The 23,391-nt window shown below is 61.8% G+C and carries 16 protein-coding genes and 2 tRNA genes; 11 read left to right on the forward strand and 7 right to left on the reverse strand.

What is annotated here, in order from left to right; genetic code table 11:
• Positions 1-77: 77 nt before the first annotated feature.
• Genes mepA through N4J17_RS12670 form a run of 3 tightly spaced genes read right to left on the reverse strand, consistent with a single transcriptional unit; the run spans position 78 to position 3,250 of the window.
• Entirely contained in the window at positions 78-917 is an 840-nt protein-coding gene (gene mepA / locus N4J17_RS12660) for a penicillin-insensitive murein endopeptidase (protein ID WP_198321553.1), read from the reverse strand.
• A 7-nt stretch (positions 918-924) separates the two neighbouring features.
• Positions 925-2,001 carry a hypothetical protein gene (locus tag N4J17_RS12665; protein WP_198321554.1) on the reverse strand — a complete coding sequence of 359 codons (1,077 nt, stop codon included), beginning with the start codon at positions 1,999-2,001 and terminating at the stop codon, positions 925-927.
• Positions 1,985-3,250: a hypothetical protein gene (locus N4J17_RS12670; protein WP_198321555.1), complete on the reverse strand. Its 1,266-nt coding sequence runs from the start codon at positions 3,248-3,250 to the stop codon at positions 1,985-1,987. Before N4J17_RS12670 ends, N4J17_RS12665 begins: the two co-directional genes overlap by 17 nt.
• An 80-nt stretch (positions 3,251-3,330) precedes the next feature.
• On the opposite strand from N4J17_RS12670, the gene N4J17_RS12675 reads away from it, so the two are divergent.
• From N4J17_RS12675 to N4J17_RS12695, 5 genes are all read left to right on the forward strand, one after another.
• Positions 3,331-3,468: a hypothetical protein gene (locus N4J17_RS12675; RefSeq protein WP_198321556.1), complete on the forward strand. Its 138-nt coding sequence runs from the start codon at positions 3,331-3,333 to the stop codon at positions 3,466-3,468.
• 549 nt (positions 3,469-4,017) lie between these two features.
• Positions 4,018-4,353 (forward strand): STAS domain-containing protein, encoded by a 336-nt coding sequence (locus N4J17_RS12680; RefSeq protein ID WP_198321557.1) that lies wholly within the window; start codon positions 4,018-4,020, stop codon positions 4,351-4,353.
• Between the two features lie 13 nt (positions 4,354-4,366).
• Positions 4,367-4,795, forward strand: coding sequence for an ATP-binding protein (locus N4J17_RS12685; RefSeq protein ID WP_198321558.1), 429 nt, complete (start codon positions 4,367-4,369; stop codon positions 4,793-4,795).
• A gap of 79 nt (positions 4,796-4,874) precedes the next feature.
• Positions 4,875-8,183 carry an NAD-glutamate dehydrogenase domain-containing protein gene (locus tag N4J17_RS12690; RefSeq protein WP_232470176.1) on the forward strand — a complete coding sequence of 1,103 codons (3,309 nt, stop codon included), beginning with the start codon at positions 4,875-4,877 and terminating at the stop codon, positions 8,181-8,183.
• An 11-nt stretch (positions 8,184-8,194) separates the two neighbouring features.
• Positions 8,195-10,738, forward strand: coding sequence for a PAS domain S-box protein (locus tag N4J17_RS12695; RefSeq protein WP_232470177.1), 2,544 nt, complete (start codon positions 8,195-8,197; stop codon positions 10,736-10,738).
• Between the two features lie 42 nt (positions 10,739-10,780).
• Here N4J17_RS12695 and pgsA read toward each other — a convergent pair whose 3' ends face one another.
• Positions 10,781-11,350 carry a CDP-diacylglycerol--glycerol-3-phosphate 3-phosphatidyltransferase gene (pgsA, locus tag N4J17_RS12700; RefSeq protein WP_198321560.1) on the reverse strand — a complete coding sequence of 190 codons (570 nt, stop codon included), beginning with the start codon at positions 11,348-11,350 and terminating at the stop codon, positions 10,781-10,783.
• Between the two features lie 3 nt (positions 11,351-11,353).
• Positions 11,354-13,186 carry an excinuclease ABC subunit UvrC gene (gene uvrC / locus N4J17_RS12705; RefSeq protein ID WP_198321561.1) on the reverse strand — a complete coding sequence of 611 codons (1,833 nt, stop codon included), beginning with the start codon at positions 13,184-13,186 and terminating at the stop codon, positions 11,354-11,356.
• 165 nt (positions 13,187-13,351) lie between these two features.
• On the opposite strand from uvrC, the gene secA reads away from it, so the two are divergent.
• The 4 genes from secA to glnA all read left to right on the forward strand — a co-directional run bounded on the left by secA (position 13,352) and on the right by glnA (position 19,817).
• Complete coding sequence (secA, locus tag N4J17_RS12710; RefSeq protein WP_198321562.1) at positions 13,352-16,072, forward strand: preprotein translocase subunit SecA; 2,721 nt, start codon at positions 13,352-13,354, stop codon at positions 16,070-16,072.
• Positions 16,056-17,282 (forward strand): bifunctional glutamate N-acetyltransferase/amino-acid acetyltransferase ArgJ, encoded by a 1,227-nt coding sequence (argJ, locus tag N4J17_RS12715; protein ID WP_198321563.1) that lies wholly within the window; start codon positions 16,056-16,058, stop codon positions 17,280-17,282. Before secA ends, argJ begins: the two co-directional genes overlap by 17 nt.
• 37 nt (positions 17,283-17,319) lie before the next feature.
• Positions 17,320-18,240 (forward strand): Nudix family hydrolase, encoded by a 921-nt coding sequence (locus N4J17_RS12720; RefSeq protein WP_277458261.1) that lies wholly within the window; start codon positions 17,320-17,322, stop codon positions 18,238-18,240.
• 167 nt (positions 18,241-18,407) lie between these two features.
• Positions 18,408-19,817 carry a glutamate--ammonia ligase gene (gene glnA, locus N4J17_RS12725; RefSeq protein ID WP_198321565.1) on the forward strand — a complete coding sequence of 470 codons (1,410 nt, stop codon included), beginning with the start codon at positions 18,408-18,410 and terminating at the stop codon, positions 19,815-19,817.
• A gap of 205 nt (positions 19,818-20,022) precedes the next feature.
• On the opposite strand, the gene N4J17_RS12730 is transcribed toward glnA, so the two are convergent.
• Together N4J17_RS12730 and N4J17_RS12735 are read right to left on the reverse strand one after the other, a co-directional pair.
• Positions 20,023-20,096, reverse strand: a tRNA-Cys gene (locus tag N4J17_RS12730).
• A gap of 54 nt (positions 20,097-20,150) precedes the next feature.
• Positions 20,151-20,226, reverse strand: a tRNA-Gly gene (locus N4J17_RS12735).
• 124 nt (positions 20,227-20,350) lie between these two features.
• Here N4J17_RS12735 and hypE point away from each other — a divergent pair.
• Together hypE and N4J17_RS12745 are read left to right on the forward strand one after the other, a co-directional pair.
• Positions 20,351-21,376 carry a hydrogenase expression/formation protein HypE gene (hypE, locus tag N4J17_RS12740; RefSeq protein ID WP_198321566.1) on the forward strand — a complete coding sequence of 342 codons (1,026 nt, stop codon included), beginning with the start codon at positions 20,351-20,353 and terminating at the stop codon, positions 21,374-21,376.
• Between the two features lie 182 nt (positions 21,377-21,558).
• On the forward strand, positions 21,559-23,274 hold the full coding sequence (locus N4J17_RS12745) for an ABC transporter ATP-binding protein/permease (RefSeq protein ID WP_198321567.1): 1,716 nt from the start codon (positions 21,559-21,561) through the stop codon (positions 23,272-23,274).
• The last annotated feature ends 117 nt before the right edge of the window (positions 23,275-23,391 follow it).

The raw sequence follows: 23,391 nt of genomic DNA on the forward strand, positions 1-23,391 counted from the left end.
CGCATCGCTGAACGTCAGAAAATTTTTCTGAGGTTCCCGTTTACTGCAGTTACGCCGAATCAAGCTGAACCCGGCTGTCATTTGCCATTCAACACCGCCCTGCAGGCTCTGGGCAGGGCGGGCGAGGGGGCTGGCCCGTGATGGTTGTCGGGCAGTGGCCGCAGCGGCGGGAGGGACAGCCACCAGTCCAGCGATGCGTCACAGCCATCGCCGGGTTCGAGCGGCTTTTGCGGCACACAATCGGGACTGTCGGCGGGACAGACGAGGCGCATGTGGAAGTGGTCGTCGTGGCGGTGCCAGGGACGGATTTTCCGCAGCCAGGAGCGGTCCCCCCGTACCGAGCGGCAGAGTTCCTGTTTGATGTGGGCGTTGACGAAGATCCGGTCGACGCGCGGGTCGCGGGCGGCGGCTTCCAGTACCCGGGCGTGGCGGGTGTCCCAAAGCATGTGGTTGAGGTGGGTCTGGTCGGGGGTCAGCAACGAGGGCGCGGGAATGTTGCTGCGCAGGCCGTCGGCGTTGCGGATCAGGTTGGGGTCCAGCGCGAACCAGACATCCGCGTCGATGCCGGTCTGATGGCTGCGGTGGCCGAACCGCATCGGCCCGCCGCGGGGCTGGGACAAATCGCCGACATGGAGTTCGCCCCAACGCCCTTGCACGGTCGCGCGTCCCAGGTCGATGATGCTGCGGATCAGGTCCGGATGGCCGTAGTTGCGGTTGCGTTCGAGGTGCATGACCTTGTAGCCGTCACTTTCGGGGGGCAGGCGAATGCCGCCGGCCAAGCATCCTGCCCCGGTTTCGCCGATGGCCTCGGGCGTCCCTGAGGTGGGGGAAAGGACGTCCCCCCAGTCGCGGCCCGCCACAGGGAGGCTGACGAAGAAGGCCAGGGCAGTGAGTAGGGCCAGGCGGTTCGACGGCATCCGTGCTTCAATTTTCCGGCAATTCGGGGGGAAGGCTGGGAGGCTCCGGCTCGTCGAATCCGGCGTCCTGACCGAGCTGAAACCGGCGCGAGGCATTGATGATCCAGCCCTTGGCCTTGGCGAGCTTGATGTCCCTGACCTCTTCCTCGAGCAGCAGGCGCTGGCGTTCCAGGGCGAGCAGCTCGATTTCCCGGCGCAGGCGGGCGTCGGTGTCGTCCATGGCTTCGGCCCGCCGGGCCTTGGACTGCAATTCGGCTTCGATTTCCATCTCCCGCAGTTTTTGCTCATGGCGTACCTGTTCTTCCTTCTGGCGAACTTCCGCGGCCCGCCGTTCGGCCTGCAGCGCTTCTTCCGCGGCGATTGCAGCCTTTAGGCGTTCGGTTTCGTGGGCGTACTTTGCCTTCTGCAAGTCGGTTTCCAGCTGCTCCAGCGCCAGCCTGGCACGTTCCCGCTCGATTCGGGCGGCTTCGTCGCGGGCCTCTTGCTCCATCCGCCGCCGTGCGGCTTCTTCGGCAAGGTCGCGCTGGCGTTGCAGCAAAGCCCGATACAGCGGTCGATGCGGTGACCATGCCGGCAGATTTTCGACTTCTGCTTCATCCAGTGCCTGAAACTCCGGAGCGAGGATACAGCGGGTGCGGCAGCGGATGCTCTGGGCCGCCAGTGCCTCGTTGATCAGGGTTTCCACGCGCCGCTCGATCGTTGCACAGCCCTCTGTCAGCCAGAACGGGTCCTCCAGCACCCGCAGTTCTTCCATGACCATATCGAGCAGAAGCCGCTGGTAGCGCAGCTTGATAGCATGGGCGAGCTGGTCTAGGTTGTCCGGGTTGCTGCGGGCGTAGTCCAGGGTCGGCTGGAACCGTATCGATAAATCGACGCCGATGCGCAGCGCATCGCCCAGTATCAGATCCGGCACTGGCAGGCTCCAGTCCTCGATGGCCAGTTCGGTGAGGCGGTGATAGAAGCGGGGGGTGAAATCGCGCGGCTTGAGGAACAGCTTGCGGAAGAGACCGAGCCGGGCGGTGACGAGGTAATGGCCGCCGACAAAACCGGGATCCCAGAGATCGGTGTCAGGCTCGCTGTTCATGGGCTTTTTTCTCGATCAATTGCCGGACTTTGCCATCGTGGAAACCCGAGCCGGCCTGCGGTAGCTCCTTTCTCATGCATTCGGCCACGATGGGGTAGAGGTTGGGCGCGAATTCCACGCTGCGTTCGCTCACCTTTCTCAGAAACCCCCGGTTGAGCAGGAAAGCAACGGTGAACATGCGGTTCCAGTCGGGATAGCGTTTCGCCCGCTCGAGCTCGGTTTTCTCGAACACGAATTCCAGCTCGTCGTTGTCGTTGATGGCGAACTGCGAGAACTCGCGCAGTCCGTGGAAGGCCAGCAGCTTCTCCTCCTCGGTCAATGGGCCGGGCGCACTGAATTCCAGCCGGTAGGACAACACGAGCGTGAAGAAATCCACCATGGCGGCACAGGCGAGCGCGAACAGCGACAGGTCCTCCCACATCGCAAAGGAAGGTGTGATACCCCGGACGAATTCGGCGTGGCTGCCCCAGAGCGGGGCGGGAACCGGGCTGGCAGCATGGACCGATGCCAGATTGTCGGCCTTGCCCTGGACCTGTCGCACCTGTTCCATGAGGTCGGCGTAGAGGGCCGGATTCTTGAGATCGGAAGAGAACTTTTGCAGGGTTCCGCGCGCGGCCGCGATGCGCTGGTCGAGCTCGCCGAAGCTTTCTTCCATCTGTCTCAGCCGGTTTTGTTCCGCGAGCTGGAGCTCGTTGTAGTGGCTCCACATCGGTCCCTTGCCCACCCGTTTCCGGTTTTCATCGCGTATGCCCTGCAGGGTGCCGAGATAGGCCTGGGTGGCTTCCTTGGCCGCGGCTTCGGCGCGCTTCTGCTGGCGCGCCATCAGCGTGCTCTTCAGTTTGTTGACCTGGTCCAGGTAGTCGTTCAGATTCCGGTCCAGGGTGCGGTAGCGGGCCAGCAAGGTGTTGTCCTGCTGCGAAAGCTCGTAGAACTTGAAATACGAGAACGACACCGAGACCAGCAGAGCGACGGCCAGCGTCGCGCCGACGGTGAGGACGCGCGCAAGGTTGGCGCGCCAGTGACAGCCCGCCAGTTCCAGGGAGGAGATCACGATGACCGATTGCACGGCGACGGTGATGATCAGTGCGATCCAGTCCGTGATGAAGTAGGACAGACCATAATACGTGGTGTAGCCCGAGGCGAGACTGAGCAGCAGCACCAGCGGAATGGACCAGATGCGCAGGAGTCCCACAAAGGTGCTTTGCACCGAGTTCAATATCTGTCCGATGTGCCAGACCGATGTATTCATGTCTTCCTCGTCCAGGCAGAATGGAAACCTTGGCGGCCGGTCATCGATCGAGTCTGTGGGTGAATGGGCAGGGGGATGTCATGGAGCTGTTTCTGATTTTCTCCATTATTGCTTTCCTGGTCATCGTCGGCAACGCATTGCTTTTGCTGCGCACGGCGCGGAAGCCGGAGCAGGCTGACCCGGGGAGGCCTAAGCCTCACCGGAACGCCGAGGATTGAGGGCTCGCCTCAACCAGGATGTACAGAGATCCATGGACATATCCGAAAATTCGCTGATCGGCCATGTGGTCGAAGTCCGGGCCGGGCGTTCCGTCGCCCGCCTGTTGTCGGAGGAGGAAAGCTTTCGCAGCGAGATGGCCGTGGGACTGGAGCGTCGCCATTTTTTGCGAAACCCGACGGGACATCCCTGTCACCCTCGGGAGCAAATTGTGGCGACATCTTTGCCTTCGGCGGCCCGCGCCGTCCTGCGTCCGCCTCGGCTCCGTCCGTCTCTCAAGCGACGCTCTCCGCCAAGGCTCCCCCACTGACTCGACGCCGTGTCGGTTCCCTTATGTTTTGTCTCCACCTACGATGAAGCCGCAGACTCCGACAAAACATCCGGGCCTACGGCTTCGCGGGGGGGCGCACTCGCGCGCTCCGCTCGACTTCCTTAGTGCTCCTTCGGCGATGAACCGCTCGTGCCGTGCTTGTCTGCCCGGAGGCTTCGGTGTATGAGTATGCCCATCTTTCTGGGATGACGTCTTTTCGCATGATGGGGAATCCGCAGGCATGAAGCTCACAACCGAAACCGTGGACGGCAAGACGGTCCTGAGGCTGGACGAACCGCGCCTGGATGCCCACAATTCCGGCGAACTCAAGGACTTCATGCTCAAGTTGCTGGAGGGCGGCGGACGCCATCTGGTCGTCGATCTCAGCCCGGTGAGCTTCATCGATAGTTCGGGGCTGGGTGCCCTGTTGTCCGGGCAGAAGAATGCCAGCTTGCGCTCCGGTGTCTTTATGCTGGCGGGTCTCCAGCCGCGGGTGCGCTCCATGTTCGAGCTGACCCGCCTGCACCGGGTATTCGAGATATATTCCACCGTCGAGGAAGCATTGCGCGGCGATTAGCCGGGAGGTGGTCATGCCAGGCGAAACCGATGTCAATGTCGACATCGTGGTCCCCAACCAGACCCGCTACCTCGGGCTGATCGGGAACATTGCGGAGCAGATCGCCCGGGAGCTGGTGGATTACCGCGGCGACCGCGATACGCTGGGTTACCACATGAATCTGGTGCTGACAGAGGCCATGGTCAACGCCATCGAACACGCCACGCCGGGCGAAACGGGCAAGACGGTCCGGGTCTGGATCCATATCGAAGATGATGAGCTGTGCATCCGTGTTTATGACCAAGGGCAAGGCTTCGATCTCGAGTCCGTTCCGATGCCGGATTTCGACGAGCCGGGTGAACACGGCCGTGGCATTTTTTTTATCCGGACGCTGATGGACACGGTGACCTACCGTCGTACCGAGAGCGGCAATGTCCTGGAAATGCGCAAGAAGCTGGCCTAGCTTACGGGGGGACGCCGGTTTGGACGGTAGGGGGCCGGATGCCGGCGGAAACTGGGAAAGCGCTTACACGGACATACTGATGCGATTTTGCCGTCGCCGGCGAATCGCCGCGGGGTCTTTGCCCGACGCCCGGATTTTTCCGCTCGAATACCGCTCGCGTATTCCGCCGGCGGCAGCGGTACGGGATGCGCTCCTGCTCGAAAAGGTGGTACGGACGGTATCTTGCACCGCCGATCTGTGGCGCCCTTCGCCGCAGTTCGGCGATGGCTACTGTCGTCTTCGAATTTACAGTCTGGCGGAGGATGACCTCGACCGGATCATGCCCCTGTTGCAGAATCTGGGACTGCGCATCGTCGATCAGATCTGGTTCAGGCTCGAGTTCCGAGGGCAGTGCTGCTCGGTCCGCAGTTTCGCCGTGGCTGCCGGGGAAGCACCGGGCGGAGATCTCATGCGGCGGCGCCAACCGCTGTTGGAAGCCCTGGCTGCCGTGACGGCGGGCCGGGTGGAGAATGACGCGCTCAACGCCTTGATCCTTGCCACGGGGCTGTCCTGGAAGGAAATCCAGGTGTTCAGGGCCTATCGCGATTACCGGCGCCAACTCGGCGGCCGGTTCGGCCGTTCGAGCTTTTTCCGTGCGTTGTTCAACAATCCTGAAGCCACCCGTCTACTCTACCGCTATTTCGAGGCCCGGTTCCGCCCCGATGTGCAGGGCGATGAGGAAGCACAATCGGCGCTGCGGCAGGACTTCGTCGCGGCACTGGTCAATGTGGCGGACAGTAGCGAAGACCATATCCTTCGGGATTTGTTCAACCTGATAGATGCCACCGTGCGCACCAACTTCTACCGGCGCCGCGATGACCCCGATTTCTTCCTCGCCTTCAAAATCAGCAGTCTGGGCGTCATCGACATGCCTGCGCCGAAGCCGCTGTGCGAAATCTACGTCCATTCGGCGGCGATGGAGGGCATCCACTTGCGAGGGGCTCGCGTGGCCCGTGGCGGCATCCGATGGTCGGACCGGCCCGACGATTTCCGGGTCGAGATACTGGACCTGATGCAGACCCAGATGATCAAGAATGCCCTGATCGTGCCGCAGGGCGCCAAGGGCGGCTTCGTCCTCAAGTCGCCTTGCCGCGATCCGGAAGAGTGCCGACGCCTCGCCACGGTGGCCTATGCCACGCTCATCCGCGGCATGCTGGATTTGACCGACAACGTCACGGCCACTGGCATCGTGCGCCCGCCTTTCGTAATCGCCTATGACGACCCCGACCCGTATCTGGTGGTCGCGGCGGACAAAGGTACCGCGCGTCTTTCCGACACGGCCAACGTCATCGCGCAGGAATACGGCTTCTGGCTGGGGGATGCCTTCGCCTCCGGCGGTTCACAGGGTTACGACCACAAGCGTCTCGGCATCACGGCGCGCGGTGTGTGGGAATGCGTGAAGCGGCATTTCGCGGAGTTGGGCCGGGACATCGAGAAAGAACCCTTCACGGTGGTCGGCGTCGGCAGCATGGACGGCGACGTGTTCGGCAACGGCATGCTGTATTCGCAGAACATCCGGTTGCTGGCGGCTTTCAGCGGCCAGCACATCTTTCTGGACCCGGACCCCGATCCGCAGGTGTCGTACCGGGAGCGGCGGCGCTTGTACGATCTGCCGGGGTCCAGTTGGGCGGATTACGACCACCGGGCAATCTCGGCCGGTGGCGGGGTGTTCCGGCGTGATGCAAAGGACATCCCCCTCGCTCCGCCGATCCGAGCCTGGCTCGGCCTACGCCACCGGTCCGTGGATGGCGAAGGGCTCGTCCGGTTGCTGCTGACCGCTCCGGTCGATCTGCTCTGGCTCGGCGGTATCGGCACTTATGTGAAGGGCAGTGCGGAAAGCCACGACGATGTCGGCGACCGGGCCAATGATGCGGTACGGGTGGATGGCATTCAGCTGCGAGCGGCAGTGGTGGCCGAAGGGGCCAATCTCGGCTTCACCCGGCAGGGACGCGTGGAGTTCGCCCTGGGCAACGGTCGGATCAATACCGATGCGGTGGACAATTCGGCCGGCGTGGATTTGTCCGACCACGAGGTCAACCTGAAGATACTCACGGGCATCTTGCAGGCGCAAGGGGTACTGGGCGGTAGGGAGGAGCGCGACCGGTTGCTGGCCGAACTGACCGGAAGCGTTTGCGATTCGGTGCTGCGCGACAACGCTTCCCAGAGTCTCGCCATATCGCTCGACCGGGAACGCTGCCTGCGTGATGTGGAGCCATTCCTGGAACTTGCGGAGCGGCTCGAAAATGCCGGCAGCCTGGACCCGAGCTACGAAGCGTTCCCGAGCCGGAAAGAGGTTCAGGCTCGTGAGGGAAGAGGACTGGTGCGACCGGAACTGGCACTTCTACTCGCCCATGCCAAATTGGTTCTGAAGCGGGCGCTGCTCGCCGCGCCTGGTTTTCTCGACGCCGAATGGAGTCGGCCGATCCTGGCGGACTATTTTCCGCCGGAGGTGAGGCGGCGTTATGGACCGGCTCTCTCCGGCCATTCCCTGGCCCGTGAAATCACCGCCACCGTCATTTGCAATCGCATACTGGATCAGGCGGGATCGTCTTTCCTGACTCTGGCCGAGGAATTCGATCCCGCGACGGCCGCTGATCTGGCTGGCGCCTATTTATGCTTCGATGCTGTGCTCGGCGGTGAAGCGTTGCGGAGGACGGTTTCGAGGTGGACCGGAAGCACGGCGGTGTCTGCCTCCTACCGCATGCTCCTGGATCTGTCGGATCTCCTGTGTGCATGGTGCGAATGGGCAGTCTGCGAAGGTCTGGAACTGCGTCCGGGTCAATCCGGAATCGAAGCCTGGCGGTCTGATCTTGGGGCGTATCTGAATCACCGTGTGGCATCGTTCGGCGACACCGAGCGTACCGCTTGGGACGGGCGGGTGACGGAGTTGACGGATCGCGGCCTGAGCCGGGAACAAGCCTGGATAAGCGCGTCGCTCGGGGAGCTCCGGGATTTCCCGGTGTTGGCCCATCTCGCCCGATCGGCTGGTGCACCGTTGGAGCGGGTTGTCGCCGTGGACGATGTCGTTGCCGGACAGCTAGGGCTTCGCCGCTGCCTCAGCCTGCTCCGGGGCGTCCGGCCGCGCGACCGCTGGGAACGGCGCGCCCAGGCCGCTCTTCTCGAGCGATTCCGCAGCGCCGCGGCGCGCCTGACTGGGCAGGCTTTGCAAGCGGGCACGACGGAACCGCTGGCCGCGTTTTCCGGGGAACGGTTTCGGCACAGACTGATGCGGTTCCGGCGGTTGTTGAACGAGCTGGAGGACACTTCCTCGCCGTCCTTGACGCCGTTCGCCGTCCTGGGTGCGGAGCTGGAAGCCCTGGTCGATCTCCGCCGGTCCCCAGGGGTCTGACGGTTTCATCCATGCGGCAACAGGAACTTTTGCGGGCATTACTCAACGCCTTCGACGAGGCGCTCTGTCTGGTGGACTCCACCGGCAGTCTGGTGGAAGTGAATGGAGCGGCGGAACGCCTCCTAGGCCTCGAGCGGCGGGCTCTGCTGGGAAAAAAACTGCTGTCGGAGCCGATGTCCGGACCGGCCTCGCGGCGGCTGGGGATCAGCCTGGGAGGCAGGAACGACCGGCTGCTCGATGGCGAAGTCCGTCCACTTGTCGCCGGCAGCCCGATGAGCCTGTTGCGCCTGTCTGACCCGTCGGTGAGCGATGGCCGCGGCCGGGATAGCGAAGCGACCCTGAGGGCAGTGCTCGACACATTGGTCGATGGCATCATCGTCATCGATGACCAGGGTGTGATCCAGTTGTTCACGCCTGCCGCGGAGCACATGTTCGGCTACCATGCGGACGAGGTCCTTGGCCGCAATGTGGCGCTGCTGATGCCATCGCCCTACCGTGAGGAGCACGATGCCTATATCGGCCGTTACCTTCGTACCGGTGAACCAAGGATCATTGGGAGCGGACGGGAGGTCCAGGGGCGTCGGAAGGATGGCCGTCTGTTCCCGCTCCAGCTTTCCGTCGGCGAATTTTGCAGGGACCAGCACCGTTGGTTCGTCGGTGTCACCCGCGATCTCACCGCGGGGAAACAGACGGAAGACCGGCTCCTCATGCTATCCAGTGCAGTGGAGCAAAGCCCTACTGGAGTCGTGATCGCCGATGCTCAGGGCCGTATCCAGTATGTGAATCGGGGTTACACGGCGCTCACCGGATGCGGCGCAGAGGAACTGGTGGGTACGCGTCCCGGTGGCGCGGGGAGGGCGAATCGCTTCGGACGTCTGCGCAAGGTTATTCGATCGGGCGAAGCATGGCGCGGTGAGGTCCAGGAGTCGCGTAAGAACGGCGAAATCTACTGGGCGCTCGAAAGCATCACGCCGATACTGGATGCGCACGGCGAAGCGACCCATTACCTCCTGATTCAGCAGGACATCACCGAACAGAAACGGGACAAGGAAGCGCTCGCCGAGAGCGAGGAGCGATTTCGGCAGGTGGCGGAGATGGCGGGCGAATGGCTCTGGGAGCAGGACCCCCAGGGACATTACCTTTACAGCAGCGCCGCCGTCCGGGCTATCCTCGGTTTCGAGCCGGAGGAGGTGCGCGGCAAGCATTACTTCGATCTCTTGACACCGGAGGACAGGCAGCACTGGATGAGCGCCCTGCCACCGGCGAAGGCGAGCGAAAAGCCGTTCTTCCGTCTCATCAATCGTTATCGCCACAAGGACGGGCACGAAGTCTATACCGAATCCACGGGAGCGCCGATCTTCGGTGAGCGGGGCGAACTCATCAAATGGCGGGGCGTTGACCACGACATCACCACCCGCAAGCGTTACGAAGACGAACTGAGGGTGCGCGACCGCGCGATCGAATCGGCGAGCGTCGGCATCAACATCGCCGATGCACAGGCCGAGGGGCTGCCCAACGTATACGTCAATCCGGCGCTCAGCTCGATCACCGGCTATTCCCGGGAGGAATTGCTCCATCGCAGTATGCGGATGCTGCAGGGAGCGGAGACCGATCCGGCGAGCGTCGAAGAAATCCGCGCGGCGATCCGGGCAGGCCGGCCGTGCCGGCTGACGATCAGGAACTACCGCAAAGACGGCACACCTTTCTGGAATGAACTGCTGATTTCACCGGTGAAGGACGAGAGCGGCGTCATCACCCACTACATCGGGATCCAGACGGATGTGACCGAACGCCGCCGCGCGGAGGAAGAGCGGCACGAGCTGGAAATCGCCAAGCAGATCCAGCTCTCGCTGCTTCCGGAGGCACCGCTTCATTTGGCGACAGCCGAGATTGCCGGCTTCTGCGTGCCGGCGACCCATGTGGGGGGCGATTATTTCGATTATTTTCATCGCGGGGACTGGGTGGATCTGGTCATTGCCGACGTGTCCGGCCACAGCGTCGGGGCGGCGCTCATCATGGCGGAAGTTCGCAGCGTGCTACGGACTGAGGCGCGCAGAACACCGGTCGAACCGGTCGGCGGGGAGGGTGTAGCCCCGATTCTCGCCGGTATCAACGACGCGCTGCATGAGGATCTGTCAGGGGCGGATCTGTTCATCACGATGTTCTATGTCCGCTACGATTGCAGGACGCGCCGGCTCAGCTACGCCAACGCGGGGCACAATTTCGCGTTGCTGCTCCGAAGCGGCGAGGAGAGCTGCATCCCTTTGGATGCGGACGGTCTGGTTCTGGGCGTCAGAAAAGGCGTGTCCTTCGAGGAAAAGGCCGAAAACTTGAAGGCTGGGGACTGGCTCCTGCTCTACACCGACGGTGTGATCGAAGCACAGAACAGCGAAGGGGAGTTTTTCGGCATCGGCCGGCTTTGCCGCCAGTTTTCGGCACGCCGCTCGCTGTCGCCGGAAGCGATGGTCGCCGGACTCCTGGACGAGCTGCGGGCATTCGCCGGGAAGAATCCGCTGCGCGATGACATCAGCATGGTGGCGCTCCGGGTGTGCTGAACCGGGGAGCGGTCTCGGCCGACCGCCCGCTCGGGCCCGTCCTCATTCTGCTTCGGTACTTGCCTTGAACACCGGCATGGCAGCTTGGAGGTAAAGGATCATCGACCACAGCGTCAGGGTGGCGGAAACCACTAGCAGCAATTCACCCGTCGTTTTGACCCCAGCGTGCGGTGCGTCCAGACCCAGCAGCAGGAGGGTGATCGCCAGCATCTGGAAGGTGGTCTTCCATTTGCCCAGGGCGGATACCTCGACCCGTTTCCGCTGTCCGATTTCCGCCATCCATTCGCGCAGAGAGGCGATGGTGATTTCCCTGCCGATGATGATGGCAGAGGCTACGGCGATCAACGGCTGGGGTTCGGCCTGCACGATCAGGACCAGAGCGACGGCAACCATCAGCTTGTCGGCCACAGGGTCCAGGAATGCACCGAAGCGGGTGGTCAGGCCCAGCCGCCGTGCGAGGTAGCCGTCCAGCCAGTCGGTCACCGCAGCAATCGCGAAAATGATGCCGCAGACGACGTGGGCGCCGCTCCAGGGCAGGTAGAACAGCACCGCGAGGATCGGGATGAGAGCGATCCTCAGCAGCGTCAGATAAGTGGGCAGGTTGAAGTGCATGGGTCAGGCGCCATGATCGTGGAACAGGTCATAAATCCGCTGAGCCAGTTGCCGGTTGATTCCCTCGACTCGGCTCAGGGCTTCTACGTCGGCGCGGCTGATCTGCCGTAGGCCGCCGAACTGCCGCAGCAACTGCTGGCGCCGTTTGGGTCCCAATCCCGCGATGGACTGCAGCGGGGAGCGGGTCGCGGCTTTTGCCCGCCGCTGCCGGTGCCCGGTGATGGCGAAGCGGTGCGCCTCGTCGCGGATGTGCTGGATCAGCAAGGAACCTGGATTGTTGGGTTCGACGACGATGGGGTCGCCGCAGCCTGTTTGGAACAGGGTCTCCATGCCGGGCTTGCGGTCGGGCCCTTTGGCGATGCCGATTATACGGATATTTCCCACGCCGAGTTCGGCGAGGGCCTGGGCTGCCGCGTGAACCTGGCCCTTGCCGCCGTCGATGAACAGGATGTCTGGCGCATCGAATTCACCGGCGCGAACTCGCTGGTAGCGGCGCGACAACGCCTGGGCCATGGCCGCATAGTCGTCGCCGCCGGTAATGCCTTCGATGTTGAAGCGGCGGTAGGCCGATTTCAGCGGGCCGTTGCGGTCGAACACCACACAAGACGCAACGGTCTGGTCTCCCTGGGTATGGCTGATGTCGAAACATTCCATGCGGTTGGGCGGCTCGGCGAGACCCAGCATTTCGGTCAGATGCCGCAGGCGATCGGCGATGTTCTGCTGGCTGGCCAGCTTGGTTTTCAGCGCATATTCAGCGTTGGCACAGGCCAGCTCCATGCGCCTGGCGCGCTCGCCCCGCAGCCGCCAGGAAATCTTGACGCCGCGCCCGGCCTGCTGTCCGAGCACGGCCTCGAACAGCTCGCGTTCGCGGATCTCGTGGCTCAGCAGCAGTTCGCGCGGGATCTCCTTGTCCAGGTAGAACTGGGGAATGAAGGCCTCTAGTACGGCTGCCGCGTCGTGTTCGTCCTGCATTCTCGGGAAAAAGCTGCGGTCGCCGATCTGCTGCCCGTTGCGGATGAACACGACGTGGACGCAGCCGAGATTGCCCCTGATGGCGCAGGCGATCATGTCGAGATCCCCCTGCTCGCCGGCGACGAGTTGCTTCGCCAGTACGGTCCGAAGGTTGGAAATCTGGTCGCGGAAGCGCGCCGCCTTTTCGAACTCGAGGCGCTGGGCGGCTTGTTCCATGCGCTGGGCGAGCCGGTCGATCAGTGCTTCGCCTCGGCCTTCGAGGAACAACAAGGTGTTGGCGACGTCCTCGCCGTAAGTGTCCGGCCCGACCAGTCCTACGCAAGGGCCGGTGCAGCGCTCGATCTGGTATTGCAGGCAGGGCCGGGTGCGGTTGGCGAAATACGAATCCTCGCATTGCCGGACTGGGAAGATTTTCTGCAGGGTTTTCAGGCTGTCGCGCACCGCGGCGGCGCTTGGGAAGGGTCCGAAGAAGCGCCCCGGCCGCGCCCGGCTGCCGCGATGGAAGGCCAGCCGCGGGAATTCCTGGTGGGTGGAGACGTAGATGTAAGGATAGCTTTTGTCGTCGCGCAGGTTGATGTTGTAGCGCGGCTTATGGCGTTTGATGAGCTGGTTTTCGAGCAGCAATGCCTCGCCTTCGGTGCGGGTTACGGTGACCTCAATCGCCTGCACCCGGGCCACCATCGCGTTCTGCTTGGGCGAGCTGGCGCGTTGAGCGAAGTGGCTGGCCACACGCTTCTTCAGGTTCTTCGCCTTGCCGACGTAGATCACCTCGCCGTTCCGATCCAGCATCTTGTAGACGCCGGGCGCACCGGTGAGGGTGGCGAGGAAGGTCTTGATGTCGAAAGCCGCTGCCGCGGTGCTCATGGTGGAGGTAAGCGTGGGAGATTGCCGTTATTCATTATACCTTCGCAGCATACCTCCGCAGCCGCTTTACCCGTTCGCACACCGGCCTACTCCCTGCATTTTTCCAGGGGTTGGGTTTTGCGGTATCATGCACGGATTACGTTTTTGTCCGGAATTCACCCAATCATGCTTGGCAAGCTTGTCAGAAAAGTCGTCGGCAGCCGCAACGACCGAATCATCAAACGCAAGAGGCGGCTGGTCAAGAAGATCAACCAGCTCGAACCTACGATTGCGTCGCTGAGCGACGAGGCATTGGGACGGAAGACCGTGGAATTCCGGGAGCGGCTGAGTCGCGGTGAGGCGCTCGACGACCTGCTGGTGGAAGCTTTCGCAGTGGTGAGGGAGGCTTCGCGGCGCGTGCTGAACATGCGTCATTTCGATGTTCAGCTGATCGGCGCCATGGTGCTGAACGACGGGAAGATCGCCGAGATGAAAACCGGCGAAGGCAAGACCTTGGTCGCTACCCTGGCCGCCTATCTCAACGCCCTGCCAGGCAAAGGCTGCCATGTGGTGACAGTGAACGATTATCTGGCGCGGCGCGACGCCGAGTGGATGGGCAAACTTTACGGTTTTCTGGGTTTGAGCACCGGCGTCATCGTCAGCAATCTGGACCAGGAACAGCGCCGTCGGGCCTATGCCTGCGATATTACCTACGGCACCAACAACGAATTCGGCTTCGACTACCTGCGTGACAACATGGCGTTCAGCCTGGATCAGCGGGTGCAGCGCGATCCGTTTTTCGCGATCGTCGACGAAGTGGACTCCATTCTCATCGACGAGGCGCGAACCCCTCTGATCATCTCGGGTCCGACCGAAGATCGCAGTGACCTCTATCACAAAGTCAACACCCTGATTCCTCATCTGACCCGCCAGGAAACGGAGGGCGGCCCCGGCGATTATTGGGTGGACGAGAAAGCCCGCCAGGTTTATCTGACGGAGAGCGGCCACGAGACCATCGAGCGGCTGATGGTGGAACAGGGGTTGATCGGTGCCGACGAAAGCCTCTACGATGCCGTCAACATCCGACTCATGCACTACATCAACGCCGCACTGAAAGCACATGCGCTCTTTCAGCGCGATGTGGACTATATCGTGCGCGACGGGCAGGTCATCATCGTCGACGAATTCACGGGCCGCGCCATGCCCGGCCGGCGCTGGTCGGAGGGGTTGCACCAGGCGGTGGAGGCGAAGGAAAACGTTCCGGTGCACAACGAGAACCAGACGCTGGCCTCGATCACCTTTCAGAATTACTTCCGCCTTTACGAAAAACTGGCGGGCATGACCGGTACGGCGGACACCGAGGCGGCCGAGTTCCACCAGATCTATGGCCTCGAGGTGGTCATGGTTCCGCCGAACCGGCCGATGATCCGGAACGACATGGGGGATCTGGTCTATCTCACCGCCCGCGAGAAATTCGCTGCAATCGTCGAGGACATCAAGTATTGCGTCGAACACGGCAAGCCGGTGCTGGTCGGCACCACGTCGATCGAGAACTCGGAACTGCTGTCCGGCATCCTGCGCCAGGCCGGCGTGCCGCATCAGGTGCTCAACGCCAAGCATCATGAGCAGGAAGCTCACATCATCGCCCAGGCCGGCCGGCCGGGAGCGGTCACCATCGCCACCAACATGGCCGGGCGAGGTACGGACATCGTGCTGGGAGGCAGTCTTGAAGAGGATCTGGCTCATGCCGATCCCGCCATGGCCGAGCGGATCAAGGCGGAGTGGCAGCAACGCCATGATGCCGCCGTGGCCGCCGGTGGTCTCCATGTTATCGGCTCCGAGCGCCATGAATCGCGCCGCATCGACAACCAGCTGCGCGGCCGTTCCGGACGTCAGGGGGATCCCGGCTCCAGCCGCTTCTATCTTTCTCTGGAAGATCCCCTCATGCGCATATTCGCTTCCGACCGGGTGGCGGTGCTCATGCAACGCCTCGGTATGAAGGAAGGGGAGTCGATCGAACATCCGTGGGTGACCCGCGCCATCGAGAACGCTCAGCGCAAGGTGGAAGCGCGCAATTTCGACATCCGCAAGCAGTTGCTGGAATACGACAACGTCGCCAACGATCAGCGCAAGGTGATCTACCACATGCGCACCGAACTGATGCGGGCCGACGACATTTCCAAGACCATCGAGGATATCCGCCACGATGTGATTGGCCGCATGTTCGCCGAACACATACCTCCGCACAGCCTCGAGGAACAGTGGGATGTCCGGGGCTTGGAGGAGGTGATCGAGCGCGAGATCGGCTTGAGCCTGCCGATACGGCGATGGCTGGAGGATGAGCCCGACCTCCATGAGGAGAGCTTACTGGATCGCATCATTCAAGAGGCCGATGCAGCTTACGCCGCCAAGGTCGAAGCGATCGGACCGCAGGTCATGCGTCATTTCGAGAAGTCGGTGATGCTGCAGGTACTCGACAACGCATGGAAAGAGCATCTGGCCTCGATGGACCATCTGCGCCAAGGAATCCATCTGCGCGGCTACGCCCAGAAGGATCCCAAGCAGGAATACAAGCGGGAAGCCTTCGAGATGTTCACCGGCATGCTCGACAGCATCAAGCAGGAAGTGGTTGGCATCGTCTCCCGCGTTCAGGTCCATTCCGAGGAAGAAGTCCAGGAGATGGAGGAGCAGGGCCGCCAGCCGCAGGAAATGCAGTTCCAACATGCCGAGGTCAGCGCTCTGACCCTCGAAGAACCTGCCGCCGCACCGCCGGAAGAATCCGAAGGCTATGCGATTCCTGAAGGTCCGCGGCCTTTCGTTCGTTCCGGCGAAAAGATCGGCCGCAACGATCCTTGCCCTTGCGGTTCCGGGAAAAAATACAAGCAGTGCCATGGCCGCCTCGCCTGAGGACAGAAAGCTGGCAGACATCCGCCTCTTTCCGATAGCCGGGATTCGTTTGGGTACGGCAGCGGCGGCCATCAAGCAAGTCGGCCGCGACGACGTGCTGCTCATCGAAATGGCGGAAGGTTCGGCCTGCGCGGCCGTATTCACCCGGAATGCCTTCTGCGCGGCGCCGGTTTCCTTAGCGCGCGAGCATTTGCGGCAGGCACCGCGCTGGCTGCTGGTGAATTCCGGCAACGCCAATGCCGGTACCGGGGCGCGAGGTCTGGCGGATGCTCGAGCGAGCTGCGAGGCGGTCGCAGCGCTTGTCGGGGGACCCGCCGAGCGGGTCATGCCCTTTTCCACCGGGGTGATCGGTGAATATCTGCCGCTCGATAAGATCCGCGCCGCCTTGCCAAAAGCCTACGAGACTCTGTCGGAGGAAGGCTGGGATAAGGCCGCCCGCGCCATCATGACCACTGATACCCGCCCTAAGAAGGCGACACGCAGAATCGATATCGAAGGCTATCCCATATTCGTGTCCGGTATCGCCAAGGGCGCCGGCATGATCCACCCCGACATGGCCACCATGCTGGCCTTCGTCGCCACCGATGCCCGGATCGGGGCCGGGCTGTTGCAGAGCGTTCTCGAGCAGGCGGTGAACCGCTCCTTCAATTGCATCACCGTCGATGGTGATACCTCGACCAATGACGCCTGCGTGCTGATGGCGAGCCAGCGCTCGGAAGCATCGCCGATCGAGCCGGGGAGTGCGCATCTGAGGGCCTTTCAGTCCGCCGTGGACGCGGTGCTCGAGGAGCTGGCCGAAGCGATCGTCCGTGATGGGGAGGGCGCCACCAAATTCATTCGCATCCTGGTCGAAGAAGCGGCCTCGGAAGACGAAGCCAGGCTGGTCGGGAAGACCATCGCGCATTCGCCCCTGGTAAAGACCGCCTTCTTCGCGAGTGATCCCAATTGGGGCCGCATTCTGGCGGCAGTCGGACGGGCGGGGTGTAAGGATCTGGACATTTCGCGGGTGGCGATCTGGCTGGACGAGGTCCGAATCGTTGCCGGTGGGGGGCGCGACAGCGACTATACCGAGGCGCGTGGTGTCGCCGTGATGCAGCGGCCGGAGATCACCGTGCGTGTATCCTTGGGCAGGGGGCAGGCGTCCGCACGCATCATGACTTGCGATTTGTCTTTCGATTACGTTCGTATCAACGCTGAGTACCGGACCTGAAGCTCCGTTGACACCTTCCGGCAACAAGGAGATTCGCGTGGCCGTCGGCGTCGTCGAAGATGCCGGCGGCCGCATATTGATCGCACGACGGCCGGCCGAAGCGGATCAAGGCGGCCTGTGGGAGTTCCCCGGCGGCAAGATCGAGCCCGGCGAGACGCCGTTCGATACCCTGCGCCGCGAGTTGATGGAGGAGACGGGCATCGCCGTGGCTGGCGCCGAACCGATGCTGGTGGTTCGCCACAACTATCCCTCCCGGCGGGTCGTCCTGGATATCTGGCGGGTTCGGCGGTTTTCCGGTGTCGCGCGCGGCTGTCTGGGACAGCCCGTCCGCTGGGTCTGCCCCGATGAACTGGTCGATTTCCAGTTTCCGGCGGCGAACCGTTTCATCGTAACGGCGGCTCGGCTGCCGTACCACTACCCGATCGTGGATGATGCAGCGGGCGGTCTCACGGCCATGCGCCGCCAGTTCCGGCGCCTGGTAGCCGAAGGCTATTCGCTGATCCAGTTGCGGGCGAAGGCGCTGTCGCCGACGGACTTCCGCGCGTTCGCGCGGGAATGCCTGGACTACTGTGCTGATGATCATACTCGACTGATTTTGAACGCCGAACCGGAACTGGCAGTCGAGCTCGGTGCCGCCGGCGTTCATCTAACCAGCGCGCGCTTGAACAGCCTCGATTCAAGGCCGCTGGACGAGCGATTCTGGGTCGCCGCTTCGTGTCACGATGTGAGCGAACTGGAAAAGGCGGAATCTCTGCAACTGGATTTCGCCGTCTTCGGTCCCGTGTTGCCGACCGGGTCCCATCCGGGGTCGGCCCCATTGGGCTGGGAGCATTTCTCCCGATGTCTCCAAGCCGTCAACCTCCCGGTCTATGCATTGGGCGGAATGGCGTTAAGGCATCTCGCTCGCGCCAGATCGGCCGGAGCCTGGGGGATAGCCGGTATTCGGGGATTTCTGTGATCACGATGCTCCATCAAAGTGCAATTGGCACTATGATAGTGCGCCATTCGAAACGAATGGCACTTAACTCGGGCGTAAAATCAAGAAGATAATTGCCCGGTACCCTTGGTATAATTCCTGTTTAGTTCTTGAGTTACCCAATCCTAGCTGGAGGAGACGACTTTACTATGACACCGAAAGACGTATTGCAAATTATCAAGGAAAAGGAAGTCCGCTACGTGGACCTGCGTTTCGCCGACACCCGCGGCAAAGAACAGCACGTGACGGTTCCTGCTTCGACGATCGATGAGGCCGCCTTTGAAGAGGGCAAGATGTTCGACGGTTCCTCGATCGCCGGATGGAAAGGCATCAACGAGTCCGACATGATTCTGATGCCGGATGCGTCCACTGCAGTCATGGATCCGTTCTTCGATGATCCGACGCTGATCCTCCGTTGCGACATCGTCGAACCGGCCACCATGCAGGGTTATGAGCGCGATCCGCGCTCTATCGCCAAGCGGGCCGAAGCCTACATGAAGTCCACCGGCATCGCCGATACCGCGCTGTTCGGGCCCGAAAACGAGTTCTTCATCTTCGACGACGTCCGCTGGGGCGCCAATATGTCCGGCTCGTTCTACAAGGTCGATTCCGAAGAAGCAGGCTGGAACTCGGAAAAGGTCTATGAAGACGGCAACATCGGTCACCGTCCCGGGGTGAAGGGAGGCTACTTCCCGGTGCCACCAGTCGATTCCTTCCAGGATTTGCGTTCCGCCATGTGCAACACGCTGGAGGACATGGGAATGGCCGTGGAAGTTCATCACCACGAAGTGGCTACCGCCGGTCAGTGTGAAATCGGCGTCCGTTGCAACACGCTGGTGAAAAAGGCCGACGAGGTACTGCTGCTCAAATATGCCGTCCAGAACGTGGCGCATGCCTATGGCAAGACCGCCACCTTCATGCCGAAACCCCTGGTCGGCGATAACGGTAACGGCATGCACGTTCACCAGTCCCTGGCGAAAGACGGCAAGAATCTCTTCAGCGGCGACCTTTACGGCGGGCTGTCCGAAACCGCGTTGTACTATATCGGCGGTATCATCAAGCATGCCAAGGCCTTGAACGCGTTCTGCAATGCCTCCACCAACAGCTACAAGCGTCTGGTACCCGGCTTCGAAGCGCCGGTCATGCTGGCTTACTCCGCCCGTAACCGTTCGGCTTCCATCCGTATCCCCTACGTGATGAACCCGAAGGCCCGTCGCATCGAAGTCCGTTTCCCGGATTCCACTGCGAATCCTTACCTTGCGTTCGCGGCGATGCTGATGGCCGGTCTCGACGGCATCCAGAACAAGATCCATCCGGGCGATGCCATGGACAAGGATCTGTACGATCTGCCGCCGGAAGAAGAGAAGGCCATTCCTCAGGTGTGCTATTCCTTCGATCAGGCCTTGGAAGCGCTGGACAAGGATCGCGAGTTCCTCACCCGTGGTGGTGTCTTCACCGATGACATGATCGATGCTTACCTCGACCTGAAAGGTCAGGAAGTGACCCGCCTGCGGATGAGTACTCATCCGGTCGAGTTCGATATGTATTACAGCCTGTAAGGCGGGCTGAAGCAGTGGATGACCCGCCGCCTTCCGGGGCCCGGCGGGTTCTTCCCATCGGCGCTGATTTCCAGCGGGAAAATGCGTCGCGTCACTGCCGGTGCGAACGGCGCTGCTTCCGGACAGGATTTCATGCCGGCGTCAGATGTGATGTGGTGAGGCAAGACCGGCCGAAGCATGGTCTTGCCTTTTGGGGAGTTAAAGATGGAGGCTGAGGTCGGAATCGAACCGGCATAGACGGATTTGCAATCCGCAGCATAACCACTCTGCCACTCAGCCTCTGAAGCCAAAGCAAAAAGCCGCGATCACAAACGCGGCTTTTTCCGAAAGCGATGGAGCGGGAAACGAGACTCGAACTCGCGACCCCAACCTTGGCAAGGTTGTGCTCTACCAACTGAGCTATTCCCGCATCTGATTTTGCAAATTATACCGGTCGTGAATGGGATGTCAACAAACTTTATTCGGCCGCTCCGCTGACTCCACACTCTGCTACCATCTCGGTCCATTCTCAAGACGTCTTCCTGCCACTCCTCATGACTGACGACACCTGTCGTGATACCGCTCGGATTTCTCTGGCCCATGGTAACGGCGGCCGCTTGATGCGGGAAATCATCGAAGAAATTTTCGCTTTCCACCTCGGCCAGCAAGAACTGGATACTGCGGCCGATGCGGTAAGGCTGCCGCTGGACACCGGGAGCGACGAGTGGATGATCACCACGGACGGTTTCACCGTAGAGCCCCTGGAGTTCCCCGGTGGTGACGTCGGGAGTCTCGCGGTACATGGTACTGTCAACGACCTCGCCGTGTCCGGGGCAGTGCCACGCTTCCTCAGCCTCAACGTTTTCATCGAGGAGGGGCTGGATATCGCGATTCTCGGGCGGATCGTTGCATCCATGGCACGAGCCTGCGCAGATTGTGGTGTCAGGGTGTTGGCCGGGGATACCAAGGTAGTCCGGCGGGGACAGGGTGGCGGGCTCTATCTGGCGACCACCGGCATAGGGCGCCGGCGGCCGGGCGTCGATCTGGGCTTGCACCGTGTTCGCCCGGGTGACCGGGTGATCGTGAGCGGTCCGGTGGGGGATCATGGCGCCGCCGTCCTGCTGGCCCGGGAGCAGTTCGGTTTGTCTGGCAACCTCCGCTCCGACGCCGGGAGCGTTCTGCCGATTGCCGACATTCTGCTCGGCTTTCCAGGGCTGCGTTTCATGCGAGATCCCACCCGTGGCGGCGTGGCGACCGTCTCACACGAGATTGCCCGCGCCGTCGGGGCGACCGTTCGCCTCATCGAACGGGATGTGCCGGTCCGGCCGGAAGTCCGCAGTGTATGTGAGATTCTGGGTTACGATCCTTATTACCTGGCCTGCGAAGGAAGAGTCGTGGCTGTGGTCGATGCTGCAGCCGCGACAGATGCGCTCGCAGCGCTCCATCGTGGCGGATTCCCGGAAGCAAGCATTGCGGGCACGATCGAGGCGGGTGCGCCGCGAGTTGTTCTTAAGACTTCCCTCGGCGGTGAAAGAATCCTCCCGGAGCTCGAAGACGATCCGCTGCCCCGCATTTGCTGATCCGGCGAAAGGCAGCCGTTTGTCCAAGACGCCTCGATTGTGTCTTGCCGCGTTTTGTCGATAATGCCTCAACGCCGTCCGGTTCCGGTGCCGGCAGGGTGAGGCGCGGTCCGGTCGGCCGCCCCCTTTCATGGGTGGACCGTCGTCGGCATCTGCGGGATAAGCATTCGAGAAGAACAAACATGAGCGCCGAACAAGTCTCAAAACACGGATTGATCGTCAAGCGCATCCTTGGCAGTGTACGGGATTTCGCCGGCTCGGAGGTGGGCTGGAAGGCCAAGATCCTATTTGTTTCACTTCTTTCGTTGATGCTGGCGATCAACGGTCTGAACGTGCTGAACAGCTACGTGGGCCGGGATTTCATGACCGCGATCGAGAATCGCTACATGGGCGGCTTCGTCTGGTATGCGGTGATCTATCTCGGGGTATTCGCTGCCACCACCGTCGCTGCGGTGATCTACCGGTTTTGTGAGGAACGGCTGGGTCTGTTGTGGCGGGAATGGCTGACTCGAAGATTGCTGAATGCTTATTTGGACGAGCGCGTTTATTACCGTCTCGACGAGAGCCAGGAGGTCGCCAATCCCGACCAGCGTATCGCCGAAGACGTGAAGGCGTTCACCGTCACCACGCTTTCTTTTACCTTGATGCTTCTCAACAGTACGTTCACTGTGCTGGCTTTTTCCGGCGTGATGTGGAGCATCAGTCCGCTGCTGTTCGGGGTCGCGGTCGCCTACGCCGTGGCCGGCTCCTACTTCACGGTTCGGCTGGGGCGGCCCCTCGTCCAACTCAATTATGATCAGCTCGACCGCGAAGCGGATTTTCGCGCAGGTCTCCTTCATGTCCGCGAAAATGCCGAATCCATCGCCCTGCTGCATCGGGAACGGCGGATTCAGTCCCGCCTGCTGCGTCAGCTCGAAGCCCTCACCGCCAATTTCCGGAGGCTGATCGCGGTCAATCGCAATCTCGGGTTTTTCACGACCTGGTACAACTATTTGATCCCGGTCATACCAGCACTGGTGGTGGCACCCTTGTTCATCGAGGGTAAGGTCGAGTTCGGGGTGATCACCCAGTCGACGATGGCATTCACCTATCTGCTCGGTGCATTCTCGCTGATCGTGACTCAGTTTCAATCCATTTCGGCATACACTGCGGTCATAGCCCGCCTTCGCGGTCTGATTCAGGCCGTGGAGAAGGTGCGCTCGGAAACCACTTCTCCCATCGAAGTCTGCGAGATGTGTGATCGGATCGCTTATGAGAAACTGACCCTGTACTCGCCACGGGACGGCCGGGTGCTGATCGACCAACTCTCCGTGGAGATTCCCGCGGGCGGCCGCCTGCTGATCCGGGGCGAGAATCAGACTGCGAAGGTGGCTTTGTTCAGAGCGACGGCCGATCTTTGGAACGCGGGAACCGGAAAGATCATTCGTCCCGGTCTGGAGGATACCCTGTTTCTGCCGGAACGGCCGTATCTGCCTCCGGGGACTTTGCGTGAATCCTTGCTGCGCACGGGCGGTGAGGATCAGATTCCTGACGAGCGGATCATAGCGACTCTGCGGTCTTTGAACATCGATTCCATCCTGATCCGGGTCGGCGGGCTGGATACGGAAGCCGATTGGGATGACGTCCTGTCCTTGGGGGAGCAGCAGCTTCTGGCGTTCACGCATCTCCTGCTTTTGGAACCTCGTTTCGTGTTCCTGGACCGGCCGGGAACCGCCCTCGATGCCGAGCAACTGAACCGGGTGTTGCAAATGCTGCATGACCATTCGATCGCTTACATCACACTTGGCAACAGTCACGACAATCTGTCGTTCTACGACGCCGTGCTGGACTTGGAACCGGAGGGCCGTTGGTCATGGAAAGAAGTTCGGGATGGAGTAGTCGTCGAGTCGCCAGGTTGATGCGGGTCAAGGGCGATCCCAGTCCCTTGGACAGAGGCAGCATGCCTAGCGCCGAGCCGTAATGCCACATGCCGTCTCCTCTTGCCCCGTGGGGGTTGCGTTCCGCCGTAGCCCATT

The organism is Methylococcus capsulatus (genome assembly GCF_036864975.1).
GTDB lineage: Bacteria > Pseudomonadota > Gammaproteobacteria > Methylococcales > Methylococcaceae > Methylococcus.